This window comes from Pedobacter sp. (assembly GCF_041645105.1).
Classification (GTDB): domain Bacteria; phylum Bacteroidota; class Bacteroidia; order Sphingobacteriales; family Sphingobacteriaceae; genus Pedobacter.
Genome location: NZ_JBAZQQ010000007.1, coordinates 127,848 through 145,979 on the forward strand (window position 1 = coordinate 127,848; position 18,132 = coordinate 145,979).

Sequence of the window (18,132 nt, forward strand, 5' to 3'; positions counted from 1 at the left end):
TTTAAATTGCTTGATTCTAAAGCTGTACTTGTAAAAACTTTCCTGGATTCTTATCATCCTGAACAAACCAGGCTGGATTTCCATTGCTGTCCTTTCCTATTTTTGCGCCTGTAACAGGAGGCTTAGAAGCATCTATTACTGCTGCTCTTTCTATCTTTGAACTATTAACTCCTCTACTGAAAAAACCTGCATCTATCATTGCATCCATACTTTCTACGAAACATTTATTGATTTCATCAATGTCAGCATAAGTCATTGCCTCTGTAATAAAGCAAGGGAAGCCATCCAATACATGAATGCCTTTTTGACGCATTAAAGTAAACATCAGTTCAGCATAAGGTACATCATCATGGAATTTAATCTTCCAAAGTGATCCATAGTTCGCTGCAAAGAATGGCAAGCCTCTTTTTTCAATCTCAACATTTAAATTATCAGCTAAGTATTTACCTTTCTTATTCAGCTCTTCCTGAAAAGCAGGCCCCTTTTCTTTCATATATTCAAGAGCTGCTTTTGCAGAAGCCAGTGCTAAAGGATGCCTTACAAATGTACCTGCAAAATAGGTTACACCGACTTGCGGAAAAGAGTTGTCGCCATATTGCCACATCCCACCATCTAATGCGTCCATGAATTCTCTTTTTCCACCAATAACTCCAATTGGAACACCTGCACCAACTACTTTCCCATAAGAAGCAAGATCCGCACGGATACCAAATAAGGCTTGTGCACCTCCCGGATGCATCCTGAATCCTGTTATCACTTCATCAAAAATCAATGCAGTGCCCGAATTAAGCGTTATTTCCCTGAGTTCCTTTACAAAATCAATCGGTACAAACTCTGGTCTTCTGCTTTGTATAGGCTCTACCAAAACCGCTGCAATCTCATGTGCGCGTTCTTTAATGATAGAGAGTGTTTCTTCGGTTCCATAGTCAAGCACCAATATATTTTGAACCGCTTCTGGCATTACCCCGGCAACAGCAGGGAAAGATTTTAATTTCTTAGTTCCACGAACAAGTACTTCATCAATTATGCCGTGATAAGAACCTGTAAATGCAACAATTAATGATCTTCCTGTTGCTGTACGAGCAATCCTGATACAGCCAAGAACAGCTTCCGATCCTGTACTACAAAGTGCAGCGCGGTCAAATCCTGTTAGTTCGCAAACTAATTTGCTGACCTCGGCAGCAAGCTCATGCTGAGGGCCTACTTCATAACCTTTGTCAATTTGATCATGCATTGCTTTTTTGATAACAGGGTGCTGATAACCGAGCATATTGGACCCAAATCCGTTTAAAGCATCTATATATTCATTTCCGTCAATATCCCACAATTTGCTGCCATCTGATTTATTGATAACAATTGGATATACTAATTCCTTTGTTTGTATTCTGAAACCAGAAACAACTCTGGGGTCTGACATATAACTTCTGCTTTCTGCAGCATAAGCTTTACTCTTCGCTGTTTTAGCATTATAATGTTCTGTTAATTCTTTAATAAAACTCAATTGTACAGCATTCAGTGAATCAGTATTACGTTCTATTTTAGGTGTGGCCCCAAATGGTTTTAGTAGTTCTTTTTTTTCTGAAACACTGATCTCCTCATTTTCGGCTGTTTGTTGCACCATTGCAGGGGCCGAATGGTTAGCTTGAACAACAGGTGGGCCAGGTTGTTGGCCATGCATCAGCATCACTTGTTTTGATAAAATCTCTAATTGTTGTGCTATTAATCCTAATGCCGTATCATTCCCAGGAAGATTATTTGATGTTACTGGGAATGTCGATTGTTGGAAGGATGTTTGGATTGTTGTTTGGTGGTTTTGTTGTCCATTTACGTTAGCAGTGCTTGTTGGATCAGGTGCAGTATTCTGATCTATATAAGTCGTTAGCAAATCTAAATTTGGAAACTCTTCGTGTAATTTTCTAAAAGTGATAGGTAGCTTAAATTCATTCTTCAGAGAGATGGCAACCTGAGTAAGCAGTAAAGAGTCAAAGCCTATTTCAAGAAAGCTTTGTTGTGAATTAACTCCAGCCATTTCAATGCCGGAAGCATTTTCCAGCACTTGTTTTATTTTCTCAAGTAAAGTATCTTTCCTCATTTTGTTATTATTTTCAATTGGTATTATGATGTTCTCAGTAGGGGGTATGATAATTTCTGACCAATACCTCTTCTTATGGTAGTTATAAGTTGGTATATCTATTTTTTTTCTAGCAGCCGTATTATTAAGCGACTTCCAGTTTGGTTTTAAGCCTAGTTGCCAGGTTCTGCCTAATGCAAGCAGGATAGAGCGAAGTGAGTCAGGTGTTTTCTTATTATCCAGACTGGCAACTGCAGAAAAAGGGGTTTTAATACCCTGCTGATAAACCAGAGTGGTACATACAGTCCCCGGACCTGTTTCTATAAAAACAGGATTATTCATTTCCATTATAGTTTTTACTGCCGCAGAGAATTGAACGGTTTGGCGGAGGTGGTTCGCCCAGTATGCAGGGCTTTGTGCTTCGAGATCAGTTAAAAACTGACCAGTAACAGTAGAAACAATTGGTTTTTGAGGTCTGTTTAACTTTACTTCAGAAACTATTTTAGCAAAATCTTCCAAAACCGGATCCATCATTGCTGAATGGAAAGCATGACTAGTAAATAGTTTCTTATTTAAAACTTCCTTGCCATCTAAAACCAATTGGAAAGCAGCAATGTCTTCATCCGTTCCAGATGCGACAAATAGACTGTCACTATTAATAGCTGCTATTGATAATCCGGCAGGTATACTAATATCAGTAATTGCTGCCCTTATACTTATCATGCTTCCAGAAGGTAGTTGACTGATCAGTAAACCACGAAATGCAACCAGTTTTATAGCGTCAGCTAGTGAAAATATTCCGGCTAAATGAGCTGCAACATATTCTCCTATGCTGTGCCCGCATAATACAGATGGAGTTATTCCCCAACTCATCCATAATTTAGCCAATGCATATTCTGTTACAAAAAGAGCTGGTTGTGTATACTTTGTATTATTAAGATCTGCTATCGCCTGATCATTGTTTTCTTCGGCAAAGAGAACCTTCCTGATATCTTTGTCTAATAAATCAACTAATAAATCAGCACATTCATCTATAGCTTGACGATAAACTGGTTCATTGTTATACAATGACCTGCCCATATTGATATATTGAGCACCCTGTCCAGGAAATAGAAAAACAGTTTCTCCTGGTAATTGGTTTAATTGAGGCACTTCAAGGCCGGTAGCCCATTCCAAAGAGGTACTTAGTTCATTTAGATTGTCGGCTATTACAAAAGTTCGATAATTGAAATCTTCTCGTGTGGTTTGGAGTGTATAGGCTAGATCAGCAAGGTTAACCCCGGACTGGTTTATATAATTTTTTAAGCTATCACCATATTTCTGTAAACTTGGTAATGATTTGGCTGACCAGGTGAAGAGATGCATCGAATCATCCGATACAGGCTCAATTATCTGATTATGGTCATGTTCTTCCATAATCACATGTACATTTGTTCCTCCAACACCAAAAGAACTAATCCCGGCTCTTCTAGGGCCTTCAGTCTCCCAATTACTTAATTTATCATTCACATAGAATGGAGAACCCTCAAAACCAATATTAGGATTTGGACGATCAAAATTGATAGAAGGAGGTATTTCTTTATGGTATAAGGCTAATGTTGTTTTAATGAGTCCTGCAACACCTGCTGCAGCTGTCATATGTCCCATATTACTTTTTATTGAACCAATGGCACAATAAGCTTCACGTGACTGCGGACCAAATGCTTGTTTAAGCCCCTCGATTTCTATTGGGTCTCCAATTGGAGTTGCAGTGCCATGTGTTTCAATGTATGAAATAGAAGCAGGATCGATATTTGCATCAGAAATAGCCATAGCAATTGCAGAAGCCTGTCCATTTGTACTAGGTGCTGTAAAACTTCCCTTTTGACTGCCATCATTATTTACTCCAATGCCCTTAATTATACCATATATAACATCATTATCTTCAATCGCATTAGTCAGTGTTTTTAACAAAACAACACCAGCACCGTCACTAAACACTGTACCTGTTGCTTTTTCGTCGAATGAGCGACAGTGCCCATCTTTACTTAGCATAGCTCCCTCTTGATACAGATGACCACTTTTAATGGGCGACGTTATACTAGCTCCCCCCGCAATGGCGACATCACATTGGTTCTTTCTAAGGCTTTCTACAGCCTGTGCAACAGCAAGAAGGGAGGTTGAGCATGCGGAAAATACGCTGACAGCAGGACCCTTTAGGTCTAGCTGGTAAGCTGTTCTCGATGATATATAGTCCTTCTCATTAACGGTCATTACCTGAAAGTTGCCCAGTTGGGTTTGCAGATCAGTATTCCCGTAAACATTGTTCGGATAGTAACTGTTATTGCCAGATCCTGCAAATACACCAATCAAGCCATCATATACTGCTGGCAAATGACCAGTTTTCTCTAATACATCCCGGCTGATTTCCAGAAATACCCGTTGTTGAGGATCCATTGCTTCTGCAAGTTTTGGATTGATGCCGAAAAAAGAAGCATCAAAAAAAGCAGGATCTTTAATTATTCCCCTTGCTTTTACATAAAGAGGGTCGTTTTTAGTTTCTGTTGAAATGGAAATATCCAATTCACTATCCTCAAAAAAAGATATGGTTTCTTCACCCTGTTTCAATACATTCCATAATTCAGCTATGGTATCAGCTCCAGGAAACCTTCCTGCCATGCCTATAATAGCTATAGGTTGTGCTGTATCTGCTACAGTAGTATATTTTCTCTTTTTATTTTGAGAAGAATTTCCAGCATGTAAATACTCCAATAGTGCATCGATGGTAGGAAACTGATATAATTTTGTAATTGGTAGTTCGATACTTTCGGCAGAACGTAAAAGGGATACCGTTTTTAAGGCTAATAAAGAATTACCACCAAGTTCAAAAAAGTTGTCATGAATACCAACTGTATCTAGTTCTAATACATTGGCCCATATTGCTGCAATCTTTTTTTCTTCAACAGAAGATGGGGGAGTATATATAACAGAAATATCTGGTCGCTTTTGTTCAGGCGCCGGAAGAGCTTTTTTATCTATTTTGCCACTAGTGGTTTTAGGAAAGTCATCCAGCCAAACAAAAGAGGAGGGAATCATATAATCTGGAAGCTGTTCTTCCAGTTGTTTTCTAACAATTGGGGTGCTAATTTCTGGATTAGCGGCTAGAAGATAAGCTAATAATTTACTCTGACCAGCTAAATCATTTTTGGCTGTTACGACAGCTTGTTTTACACCATCAATTGCATTTAACAATACTTCTATTTCACCCAGTTCAATCCTGTAACCTCTGATTTTAACCTGATCGTCGCGTCTTCCTAAAAATTCTATAGTGCCGTTTTCTTCATAACGAGCCAGATCTCCGGTCAAATAAACCCGAGTATCTTCTCCTTCTACCAAAATATTGGTAAATTTTTCATTAGTTAAGTCCGGCTTGTTAAGGTATCCTGCAGCTAAACCAAATCCACCTATAGCTAGTTCCCCTGTTTCACCATTGGGTAAAATATTTTTATCCTGATCAACGATATAAATGCTGGTATTCCATATGGGGGTACCAATATTTGGTAACAATGGCCAATTACTACTAGGCCCCTCCAGGGCCAATTGAGTAACCACGTGGCATTCGGTTGGTCCGTATTGGTTATAAAGTTTACAATTGGCTAATTCCTTAAAGAACTCTTTTATCTGAGGCGTAATTTTCAATTGCTCACCGGCGGTCATTACCTCTCTTAAACATCGTGGATATACTTTTGTACTGGTTGCCGCTTCAGCTAAAAACTGAAGTGCAACAAATGGTAAAAAAATACGATCAATGTTAAATGTTTCAATATGTTTAAGCAGGTTTACCGGGTCTAGTCTTAAATCATCGTTAATCATGATTAAAGTTGCACCACTGGTTAGAGTAGTAAAAATCTCCTGGAAAGAAACATCGAAAGTAAGTGGTGCAAATTGAAGTGTCCTGGTATCAGGTCTCGCTAAAGAATTTTCATATTGCCAATTGATTAGGTTTACCATGGCTTTATGAGTCATATAAACTCCTTTAGGAGTACCTGTAGAGCCCGAAGTGTATAATACGTAGATGTTAGGGTTTTGTGATGGCGCTATTGTTGCCTCTGTTTCAGGCGACTCAGAAGTTTTCAAAACTTTTAAGCCTAATGATGTGAAGAACTCATTTAAATCTCCTCCTGATATGCAGGATTTAATTTTAGAATCTTTAATGATCTGTTTTAGACGATGCTCCGGATAGGTGGGATCCAAAGGTAGATACGCTTTTCCGGCCTTAAGAATAGCTAGCAAGGTAACAATCATATCTATTGACCGTACTGTGCTGATACCAATGATTTCTTCATCAGAGGTATGATTAATAATCAAGTTTGCTAATGTGGTAGATTTAGTATGTAACTCATCATAGGTCAATGATTGACCTGCAGAGATTACAGCAATTGCCTCTGGATATTCATGAACTGCCCTTTCAAAAAGCTTGTGTACAAATTGAACTGATTGAATCTGTTGGTAGGAGATTTTACCTGTCATCATACGAGAGTCTTGATGTAAATTGTTTTTGGTTAGCCCTTCTTCAAAAATAAGAATAATATTTGATCTAAAATAAATAAAGCTACCTCTTGGGTAGCTTTATTCTACTAATTTATTTCTTTTCTGGTGGTGTTATTTTTTTTTCAGGAGGTGTGTCTACAATTTCTCCAAATTCGTTTACCCAAGCCATCATGTTTTCTAGATCACCACCTGTGGAATTCTGCTGACGTTCCAATTTACGTTGTTCTTTTTCTTCTTTTTTCTTTTGTCTATTCTTTTCTAGTTGCTTCTTCATGAAGGTAGCTTGAGATTTAGCCATAAATTCAATGTATTAGTTAAAAAAATAACTTTTCTCTGTTCTTACCTGTTGTAGCCTGCGGTATGATCGATAATCATCGGGGCGAAGTGTAATTAATTCCTGGTTGGCAACGGATCAGCAACCTATAGAATATGAAACCCAATCAAAGGATTAATTGGCAAGTAAATTAAGAGAATAGTATAATGAATATCCCGTTTTTTACAAATATAAGCAATTTAAACTTAAAAAGCTATTTAGCTAAGGTGATTATGTAAGTTGAAGTAGCTCTTACTCGAATAGGTAGGGTAGTAACTGTTTTCGCTTTAACAATTACTTCGTAGGTCTTTATAGGATTAGTTAAGAAAGTTCTTAAGCTGTCGGGCACAATAACCGGATTTAAAGCCAATGCACCAACAGTTCCACTTGATGTAATTGTAGTATTTGCCAGATTTGCAAAATTGCCATTTGCAGCAATTCTGAGTCTTAGGTATTCTAAATTTCCAAAGTTATTTTTCGTGTCAATCGAGTCCTTTCCTGAAGTGTCCTTTCCTATAAACGCCAATGACATATTCATGCTCCTGAGTTTAGTAGATTTAATCTGATCAATAGTATATTTATTTAATCCGCTTTTTACTTCTTCTTCCAGGTTAAGTGTAAAAGGAATTCCTTGAATAGGGGTGGTGTTGGTGATGCTATTTAATACAGGGATATCAAAAAAAGCAGTATCATTAACTATGATATCTTGCTGAATATTTTCTGATATTTTACTGCAGGATATACATGTGATAACAATAAAAAATAAAACTATATTTAGGGCTGTGTTTTTCATGATTTGCAAGGTAGGTTATATCTGTTAAAAATACTCAACTTATATTAAATTTGGTGTTTTTATGATTCAGAATTATATTTTGTTGTGTTTTTTAAATTATTGATTTACAGTTATGTTATTTGTGTTTTGTTTAACCTATTCTTTATGTTTTTTGGTTTTTCAACTCAGTTCATAAGCTAACTAGCAGAATATAGTTTTGTTATGATCTTTTCTTATTTTATTTGCTCTGTTTTTCAGTTGTTTATGGTTGTTTATATGAATCAATACTGCTGTTTGTCATAAGCGACCTTGAAATCTGCTCTCATGTTCTTAAAACGCTCCACAACAGTAGCAATAAATTCCTCATCAATGATCTGAAAAACTTCATTGGCTCCCCCTCCTGTAAGGTCAAGTTCCGATAACTTATAACTCTGTTCCAATGTTCCTTGTTCAAACTTTATAATATACTTTTGGTTCATATGAAACAAAGTGATTTTGCAATCCGGGTGTGGTAATTCTGCTATTACTCTCATGTGTTTTATGTTAAAAAAAGGAGCTGTTATTACAGCTCCCTTGTATCGTTTTTTATTAAATTTTAACGCCTATTTCTTTCAATAAGAAATTTGCTTTGTCAATTTTCGCAGCTACCCATAATACGTAACGGATGTCTACACCAATCGATCTGCTATAGCTTTCATTCCATGCATAGTCATTAATTGTTGCACCATAAGCACGGTCAAAATTTACTCCGATCAGTTCACCATATGCATTCATAATTGGTGAACCAGAGTTGCCACCGGTGGTATCCATGTTATATAGAAGTCCAACTGGAACATCATTTAATTCTTTTTTTGCAAAAGGTCCAAAATCTTTAGCTTCCCAAAGTTGTCTTATCTGAGCAGGATAATCAAACTCTGGATTGTCTGTAGTACCTTTCTCTAATATTCCTTTAATTGTGGTGTAAGGATGCATATAGGTCGCATCAGCAGCCCAATATCCTCTTACATGACCATAAGTAAGTCGCAGTGTACTATTTGCGTCTGGGATAAAATCTTTCTTTAAAAACTTCTCTTTCACATTTACATAATCTCCCATAAGCTTATTCAAAACACCATCACGTCTGTCTTTTTCAGGTTTTAATTGTGCTATTTGAGTAGATATACCTTTTTCAAAGGCAAGAAGCTCGTCGTTATAAGCAGAAATAGATTTAGGAGATGAAATTAATACATTGTACACATAGTTGGTGTCTGTAAGCTTAGAACTGGCAAATGCTTTGTTAATGAAATGGTTAATTGCCTGCTCTTTCTCGGCAGATTTTCCAATAATTCTATCCAACGCATTCAAAGGTTGATCTGTTGAAAATTCAGATGCATCTGTAAGCATCTTTTTAAAGATCTTTTTATCTGCATCAAGATCGTAAGCGTCATAAATTCCTGAAAGGAACTGTTTTAATCTCGATTTATTTTGAGTTAGAAATGCTGCTCTTTGGTTTTCTGGTTGGGCCTCCATTGCAGTTTTAAATACATTGATATTTCTTGATATACCTAACAGACTGGTAGAGTTGTATATCTGAGTTAACCAAAGATCTCTTTTTGCATCACCATTAATCAATTTATAAAGGTTGTCAATGTCTTCCATTAATGTCCCGTAACGAGCTTTAACGTCAACATTACCATTGATGAACTTTGCAAGTGCTGCATCTTCAGTCTTTTTTTGTGAAATAAGGTCAATGCCTTTAAGCCCTTGTAATTTGCCTCTGTAATTTTTCATTACATTAGCATTTCTCTTAATTCTGGTTGCCAGTTTTATTTCAGTAGCCTTATCTTTTTTGCCTGCATTTTCCATGGTAGTGTTTTGGAAATCATACAGATTGGAAGTGTAAGGTAATACATATTGCTGTTGGTATTCAATGAATTGAGCTGGACGATGACGGAAAGTTCTACCTGGATATCCTAATATAAATACAAAATCTTCTTCGTTAGTTCCTTTAGGATTTACTTTAAGAAACTTTTTAGGTTTATATGGCAAGTTGTTCTTAGCGTATTTAGCCGGAGTACCATCAGGCGCTACGTAAGCACGCATAAAAGCAAAATCTCCAGTATGACGTGGCCATACCCAGTTATCGGTTTCCCCACCATATTCTCCAATTTGACGATTTGGAACATATACAAGTCTTACATCTTGTATTGTTTTATATCTAAACAAGACATAAGATTTTCCAATAAACATTTCTGATACTTCTGCTTGTATGCTTGGGTCTTTTAGTTCTGCTTCCAAAGCAATGTTTTTCATGGCATCGTTAATCAGTTTTAATCTTGATGAAGGGTCAGTGATTTGTGCAACAGCACCTAACACCTTATCTGATACATCTTCATAGCTATCTGTAATGCGGCATGTTAAACCTTTCGCCTGGATTTCTTTTTCCTTTGTTTCTGCAACAAAACCATTTGTAAGGTAGTCGTGCTCAGGCGTACTTGCTTGTTGAACAGCACTAAAAGAACAATGATGATTGGTGATAATTAATCCCTGATCAGATATAAATGAACCTGTACATCCACCTACATTGACAAGCGCGTCAACAAGACTGGTGCCTTTAGGATTATATATTTCATTCTGACTGATCTTAAGTCCTGCTTTTTTTAAATCAACTTTATGGATTTCGCTTAAAGGGAACATTCCTTCTTCCCATGGTTTATAACCAGACTGCAAGATACCCACTGAAAGCAACGCGCAGGTTAGTAAGGAGGTTACTACGGTTTTCTTATTCATTTGTAATTGATATTTATTATAAGTTAGTTGCAAATAATTGTTCAATTTTAGCTGAACGAATTTTAAAAACACCAAATTTAAGCAAATAAGTTGTTTGAAGCAGAAAAAGCTTAAGTATAGCTGTTACTGTTGATTTGTGGATTTTTTTTTGATTTTAACTTATTGATAGTCAGTGTGTAGTGGTGTGTTGGTCTACGACTTATATGAGTCTCCTATGAGTCTCTTATGAGTCTTGTATGACTCTGTATGAGTAAAAGTCATTTAAAATGCATTTAAAGTGCGTTTTTGTAACACTAAAGGAATTGGTGACAATATGAGTTTTATCAATTTTTGCTGATCCCTATTCTTTGTTCTATTTTCTCAGCACATTTGATTGCTTCTGCAAGAATGTCTTCGTTATTAATATCCTTATTGATATTTAATGCTGTTAAGCTAGAGACTGTTAGACAGGCAATAATTCCCGTACTTCCTTTACCGATTGGTACAGAAATATCAATTACTCCGGCAGCAAGGTCACTTGTGCGGATATAAGCTCCCTTATCTTTAATTTCTATTAAAGATTTCATGAATTTAGCCTTTTCCTTATCGCTGAAAGCTTGAAAAATGGTATTCCCGTTTAGGGCTATAGTTTGTTCTATATCAGGTAAATAAGATAGTAAAACCTTGCCAGAAGCAGTTAAAGGTAAAGGGAAAAGATTTCCTTCTTCAATAGATAGGGCGATGGGACCCGGACTTTTGGCATGAAGAACTACCATTACCTGGTTCATATATAATATACTGAGGTGACAGGATTGCATTATTGTATTAGCCAGTTCTTCCAGTGGATATTGTGAAGCCTTACGAAGTTCATCAACAGGAGAGTGACGGTGAGATAGATGAAAGAGTTTTAGTGAAAGTCTGTATTTCCCAGAAACTTCATCACGTAAAATATAACCTCTACTTTCAAGGCTCATCAGCATACGGTAAATCTCATTTGGGCTTTTGTCTATTCCTGTAGCGATCTCTGTTTGAGAAAGTGGTATCGATTGGGAAGACAGGTATTCAAGAATATCAAGACCTTTGTCTAATGCAGGTGCTTGATATTTCACTTCTTTATCCTTCATAAAAACTTAAACATGGTTTATTAAACAAACATACTAAATGCTTTTTAATCATCATTCAATAAATTGATGTATGAATTTACCTAAAGATATACTTTCATATTTGAAATAAATATTTATATTTGAATTAACAACCATTTGTAAACCGAGATACCTCGTTATTTTAAACTAAGAACTAATTTAGTTATAAGGAGGTGTTAATCTATCAATTTAAATGAGCAAACTACTATATTTATTTGGTTTATTACTACTTACAGTCCCTGTGTACTCCCAGGGATTAAATGTGGATGCATTGCGTTGCGAGTATAAAACAAACCCACGAGGAGTAGAGTCTGTCTCACCCGTGCTTAGTTGGGAGTTGAAATCAACTGAAAGAAATGTATTTCAATCTGCCTATCAGATTCTGGTTGCAGATAACTTAAAGGATTTATCAAAAAACACAGGTAACATATGGGACTCTAAAAAAACTCCTTCAGGTAAATCTATCCAGGTTTCTTATAAAGGTCAGACTCTGGTTGGAGGGAAAACTTATTACTGGAAAGTAAGGGTATGGGATAATAAAGGTAAAGCATCAAAATGGGCAACGGTATCAAACTGGCAAATGGGATTGTTAACAAGTGCCGACTGGAAAAATGCAAGTTGGATTGCGTATGAGAAACTAGCAGATTCAAATGTAAATGTTTTACCTAAAGACAATAAAAAGGATACTTATGTAGGGAGTAATGTGTTACCTCTTTTGCGTAAAGATTTTACAGTAAAGAAAGCGATAGCTAAAGCCAGCATGTTTATCAGCGGATTAGGTCATTTTGAATTAAGTTTGAACGGAAAAAAACAGGGTGATCATTTTTTAGATGCAGGTTGGGTAAAATATGATAAAGAAGGTTTGTATGTAAGTTTTGATGTAACGGAGAGCTTGCTGAGCGGTGAAAACACGATTGGAGTAATGCTTGGTAATGGATTTTATTATGTACCACCAGTAAAGGGGCGGTTTAGAAAATCAAAACCAGCTTTTGGTTTGCCAAAAATGATATGTAGACTGCTTATTGAATATAAAGATGGTACAACAGAAAATATAATCAGTGATAAAAGTTGGAAAACGTCTTCCGGACCGATTACTTTTTCAAGTATATATGGTGGAGAAGATTATGATGCGCGTTTAGTTCAGAAAGGTTGGGATTCTTCGTCTTTTGATGATAAGCAATGGAAAAACGTGTTAATAGTAAGTGGGCCTCCGGCAATAAGATCTCAACAGGCTGAGCCGCTAAAAGTATTTGAAAATTTTAGTGCAATAAATATTAGTAAGCTGTCTGAGAAAGATTGGGTTTATGACTTGGGGCAAAATGCTTCTGGGATTATTAGCCTCAAGGTAAAGGGGAAGAAGGGGGATACGATAAGAGTATATCCTGGGGAGCTGCTTAAAAATGGAAAAGTTAATCAAAAGCCCACAGGTAGTCCGTTTTATTTCGAATATGTATTAAATGGTGAAGGTACGGAAATCTGGCAGCCACGTTTTACTTATTATGGCTTCAGATATCTTGAAGTAAGAGGTGCTGTGCCATCCGGAAAAAGTACAGATGGTAATTTGCCAGAGTTATTGGAATTGAAAGGCCTTCATACTCGGAATGCCGCAAAGAGGGTTGGTGAATTCACATCTTCGAATGAGCTTTTTAATAAAACAGATGTACTGATCGATTGGGCGATAAAAAGTAATATGGCAAGTGTATTTACTGATTGTCCACATCGTGAGAAACTGGGATGGTTAGAACAATCTCATTTAATGATTTCCTCAGTAATGTATAATTATGATGTAGCAACATTAGCAAATAAAGTAGTTAATGATGTAATTACTTCACAACTTGATAATGGGTTAATTCCTGAAATTGCACCTGAGTATATTCAGTTTACCTGGGGTGGCGAGATGTTTCGTGATTCACCAGAATGGGGAAGTACAGGGATTATCCTGCCATGGTATTTATACAAATGGTATGGGAATTCAGAAGTGATTAAAACAGCTTATCCAACTATGCAGCGTTATATTGCTTATTTGCAAACTAAAGCTGAAAATAATATATTAAAACAAGGTTTGGGTGATTGGTACGATATAGGTCCTGAGCGTCCAGGAGTTTCGCAGCAAACTCCTAAAGGGGTTACTGGGACGGCTATCTATTACTATAACTTGAGGCTGATGCAGAAGATGGCAGCATTGTTAGGAAAACCTGAAGATGCTGATGATTATGCTAAGCTTGCTGTAACTGTTAAGCAAGCATTCAATGCTAGTTTCTATAACAAGGAAAGCGGACAGTATGCTACTGGTAGTCAGGCAGCAAACGCAATGGCAATTTATATGGAATTAGTAGAGCCAGAAAATAAGGCTAAAGTGTTGGCTAATCTGATCAAGGACATCCGTGATAGGAATAATAGTTTGACTGCCGGAGATATTGGTTATCGTTATGTTTTAAGAGTCTTGGAACAGGAGAACCAATCTGATGTCATATTTGATATGAATAGCCGGAGTGATGTTCCGGGTTACGGCTATCAATTGGCACACGGTGCCACAGCATTAACAGAATCATGGGCAGCATTACCGGAAGTGTCAAATAACCACTTCATGCTGGGACATATTATGGAATGGTTTTATAGTGGTCTTGCTGGAATCCGACAGGAAGAAAGTTCAGTAGCTTTTAAAAATATAAAGATTTATCCACAACCTGTTGGTGATTTGACTGCAGCAAAAGGCAGCTATGCTTCACCGTATGGCTTGATTAGCTCAGCATGGAAAAAGTCGGGTCAATCATTTGACTTGTCTGTATCTATACCTGTAAATACGAATGCAACGGTTTATATTCCTGCTACTGAAAAACAAGAGCTTACTGAAGGTAACATTTCGGTTAAGGATAAAACCGGAATTAAATTAATGGGATATGATGATGGAAGAGCAATATTACAAATAGGTTCAGGGGATTATACATTTAAAGTTCAATAGAATTAAACATGAGATTGATAAAGGTTTTGAGTTTTACTTTCTTTTTTTCATCGGCTGTGTTTGCGCAATCGAAGAATACTGGTATTTCGGTAGCTAAAATGCAGGAAATATATGAAGAGGTAAAAACGCCCTATAAATATGGTTTGGTCATGGTGCCTCAGGATGAGCAACATAAAATGGATTGTCCAACTGTATTCCGAGAAGGTAAGTATTGGTACATGACCTATTTGATTTATAGTGGGAGGGGATATGAAACCTGGTTATCTAAAAGCAAAGACTTGCTGAACTGGGAAAATATGGGCCGTTTGATGTCTTTCGGCGACGCAGGAAAATGGGATGACAACCAAAAGGCTGGATATAATGCTTTAACTTCCATGAAATGGGGAGGTAATTATAAACTAGGCAAATTTGACGGTAAATACTGGATGTCTTATTTCGGAGGTAAAGAAAAGGGATATGAAACGGAACCTCTGTCGATCGGTATGGCATATACTGATAAACAACCGTGGGTTGTACATGAGTGGACAAGAATGCCTGAACCTGTGTTAAGTGCACTTGATAAAGATGTAAGATGGTGGGAAAATCGGCATAAGCTTTTTAAAAGTTCTGTAATAGAAGATAAAAAGAAGCTTACGGGGCATAGATTTGTGATGTATTATAATGCTGTAGGCGATTCTTTGGAAAACAATAAAAAAACAAGATGGTATGAACGGATCGGTATGGCAGTTTCTGATGATATGCAACATTGGAAGCGATTTAAAACGGAACCTGTAGTACACCAACCAGTAGGTATTACTGGTGATGGGGTAATTCAGAAAATTAAGGATACATGGGTAATGTTTTATTTTGGTGCCTTTTGGCAGGATAGAAAAGGAGGCTTTAACCGGTTTGCAGCATCAAAAGATTTAGTGAACTGGACAGATTGGACTGGTGATAACCTGATTGAATCATCTGAACCTTATGATGAATTGTATGCACATAAGTCATTTGTTATAAAGCATAAGGGGATAGTGTATCATTTTTATTGTGCAGTAAATAAGAAAGACCAACGTGGTATTGCTGTAGCTACATCAAAAGATTTAGGAAAAAGTAATGTCGGATTTGTAACACCGGCAAGTAAATAAGATAAAGATACCGTTATGATTTTAAAAAAGAGCTTGGTTTTATTGTTGTTAATATGGGTAGGTATACAATCTGCTTACACCCAACCACGTTTACGTCAGAGTTTTAACAATGGATGGAAATTCTATTTGGGAGATGCTGCTGCTGCAAAGTCGGCAGACTTTAATGATGCAAATTGGAGATCACTTTCTTTACCTCACGATTGGAGTATCGAGGGGAAATTTGATATTAAAAATCCTGCTAAACCAGAAGGTGGAGGATTACCTACAGGTGTAGCCTGGTACAGAAAGACATTTATACTTCCCACTTCCTTACAGAAAAAGACCGTATATATTGAGTTTGATGGAGTATATAAAAATTCTGAAGTATGGATCAATGGTCAGTTATTGGGCTTGCGTCCATTTGGCTATTCTTCTTTTCATTATGAGCTTACAAAATATTTAAAGCCTGGTAAAAACGTAATCGCTGTAAGGGTCGACAATTCTGCTCAACCAGATTCACGTTGGTATTCTGGATCAGGGATTTACAGAAATGTATGGTTAACATCAACCAATAATATAGCCATAGATCAATGGGGAACTTTTGTAAGTACACCATCTGTAACCAAATCATCTGCAAAGGTGAACATTAAAGCGCAGATCAGAAATAAAACTGGATTGAATGGACAAATAGATGTTCAGTCGCAAGTGTATAATGCTAAAGGAAAGTTGATCACTTCAGTTAGAACCAACCAGATCAGTTTAAAAACAAATGTTTTTGAGGTAGAGCAGTCGGCCACTGTTAACCAACCGGAACTATGGTCGGTTAACAATCCTCATCTTTATAAAGTTGTAACCAATATCTATTCCAATAAAAAATTGGTAGATAGCTATGAAACTCCACTGGGCATTCGTTATTTTAATTTTGATGCGGCAAAGGGCTTTACTTTGAATGGCGATTACATGAAAATTCTCGGGGTATGTATGCACCATGATTTAGGTGCTTTAGGTGCAGCCATCAATATCAGAGCTATGGAGCGTCAGTTGGAAATCTTAAAAGAAATGGGCTGTAATGCAATCCGTACTGCGCATAACCCACCTGCACCAGAACTGCTTGATTTATGTGATAAAATGGGATTTTTGGTTATGGATGAGGCTTTTGATATGTGGAAGAAAAAGAAAAACTCAAAAGATTATCATTTGAATTTCGAAGAATGGCATGTTGCAGATTTACAGGATATGGTGAAGCGCGACAGGAACCATCCCTCTATTATTTTATGGAGCATCGGAAACGAGATTCCTGAGCAGTTTGACCCTAGCGGTATTGCCCTTACCAAAGAATTGGTAAAACTTGTAAAAGACCTGGATACATCACGTCTGGTTTCATCTGCATTGACAGAAACTGATTCGACAAAGAATAACATATATAAGGCGGGGGTATTGGATATCTATGGCCAGAATTACAAACATAAACTGTATAAAGACTTTCCAAAAAATTATCCCGGACAAAAGTTCCTGGCCACAGAAACAACTTCTTCTTTAGATACAAGAGGTTTCTATGATAAAGCCGATAGTATTCGTCGCTGGCCAAAAGACGGCAGAACCAAATTTACAGGAGGTAACGCAGAATTTGCAGCATCTTCTTATGATAATGTTTCTGCTTATTGGGGGTCTACACATGCAGAAACCTGGAAAGAGGCTAAAAAATATCCACATGTATCAGGTTTGTTTGTGTGGACTGGTTTTGATTATTTAGGCGAGCCATTACCATATCCGTGGCCAGCAAGAAGTTCGTACTTCGGAATTGTAGATTTAGCAGGTTTTCCTAAGGATGCTTATTACATGTATCAGAGCGAGTGGACCAATAAACCCGTATTGCATGTATTTCCTCATTGGAACTGGGAGGCTGGTAAAATCGTAGACGTTTGGGTTTACTATAACAATGCTGATGAAGTTGAGTTGTTCCTGAATGGTAAATCATTAGGTACAAAAGCCAGAAAAGGTGAGGAACTACATATAGAATGGCCTGTAAAATATGAGCCAGGTGTTTTAAAAGCAGTTTCAAAGAAAAATGGGCAGGTTGTTTTAACCAGGGAAATTAAAACTGCTGGTAAACCGGCTAAAATTGAACTGTTAGCTGATAGATCAAAGATTAGGGCGGATGCTAAGGATCTCTCTTTTGTAACCGTTAGGATTTTAGATGAAGATGGGAATTTAGTACCCAATGCTGATAACCTGGTTCAATTTAAATTAGAGGGAGCTGGTACAATCGCAGGGGTAGATAACGGTTTTCAGGCAAGCCTTGAGCCATTTAAAGCAGATTACCGTAAAGCATACCGTGGCTTGTGTTTGGCCATTATACAAGCAAAAGACAAAGCTGGTAAATTAAAACTGACAGCTACAGCTGAAGGTTTAAAGGAAGCTTCGATAGTGATTACCGTGAAGTGATCTGAGTCAATAAAGGAAAGAGAAAAGCGAATATTAAGACAGAGAT

General features: G+C 37.1%; 9 protein-coding genes. 3 read left to right on the forward strand and 6 right to left on the reverse strand.

The features are described 5' to 3' along the window. Positions 1-16: 16 nt before the first annotated feature. The 6 genes from WC623_RS20290 to WC623_RS20315 form a co-directional block, all read right to left on the reverse strand. Positions 17-6,583 carry an amino acid adenylation domain-containing protein gene (locus tag WC623_RS20290; RefSeq protein WP_372854529.1) on the reverse strand — a complete coding sequence of 2,189 codons (6,567 nt, stop codon included), beginning with the start codon at positions 6,581-6,583 and terminating at the stop codon, positions 17-19. Positions 6,584-6,692: 109 nt separating this feature from the next. Next, positions 6,693-6,875, reverse strand: a complete 183-nt coding sequence (locus WC623_RS20295) for a hypothetical protein (RefSeq protein ID WP_372854531.1) — start codon at positions 6,873-6,875, stop codon at positions 6,693-6,695. 253 nt (positions 6,876-7,128) lie between these two features. Next, positions 7,129-7,707 carry a hypothetical protein gene (locus WC623_RS20300; RefSeq protein ID WP_372854533.1) on the reverse strand — a complete coding sequence of 193 codons (579 nt, stop codon included), beginning with the start codon at positions 7,705-7,707 and terminating at the stop codon, positions 7,129-7,131. A gap of 260 nt (positions 7,708-7,967) precedes the next feature. Then, entirely contained in the window at positions 7,968-8,219 is a 252-nt protein-coding gene (locus tag WC623_RS20305) for a hypothetical protein (protein ID WP_372854535.1), read from the reverse strand. A 55-nt stretch (positions 8,220-8,274) separates the two neighbouring features. Then, on the reverse strand, positions 8,275-10,455 hold the full coding sequence (locus WC623_RS20310; RefSeq protein ID WP_372854537.1) for a S46 family peptidase: 2,181 nt from the start codon (positions 10,453-10,455) through the stop codon (positions 8,275-8,277). A 323-nt stretch (positions 10,456-10,778) separates the two neighbouring features. After that, positions 10,779-11,558 carry an IclR family transcriptional regulator gene (locus tag WC623_RS20315; RefSeq protein ID WP_372854539.1) on the reverse strand — a complete coding sequence of 260 codons (780 nt, stop codon included), beginning with the start codon at positions 11,556-11,558 and terminating at the stop codon, positions 10,779-10,781. Positions 11,559-11,769: 211 nt separating this feature from the next. Here WC623_RS20315 and WC623_RS20320 point away from each other — a divergent pair, with 211 nt between their 5' ends. The 3 genes from WC623_RS20320 to galB are packed head-to-tail and all read left to right on the forward strand — an operon-like array spanning position 11,770 to position 18,086. Further along, the gene (locus tag WC623_RS20320; protein ID WP_372854541.1) at positions 11,770-14,538 is read left to right on the forward strand and encodes a glycoside hydrolase family 78 protein; all 2,769 of its coding nucleotides are present in this window, start codon (positions 11,770-11,772) and stop codon (positions 14,536-14,538) included. Between the two features lie 8 nt (positions 14,539-14,546). Beyond that, positions 14,547-15,662, forward strand: a complete 1,116-nt coding sequence (locus WC623_RS20325) for a glycosylase (protein WP_372854543.1) — start codon at positions 14,547-14,549, stop codon at positions 15,660-15,662. 15 nt (positions 15,663-15,677) lie between these two features. Continuing rightward, entirely contained in the window at positions 15,678-18,086 is a 2,409-nt protein-coding gene (gene galB, locus WC623_RS20330; protein WP_372854545.1) for a beta-galactosidase GalB, read from the forward strand. The last annotated feature ends 46 nt before the right edge of the window (positions 18,087-18,132 follow it).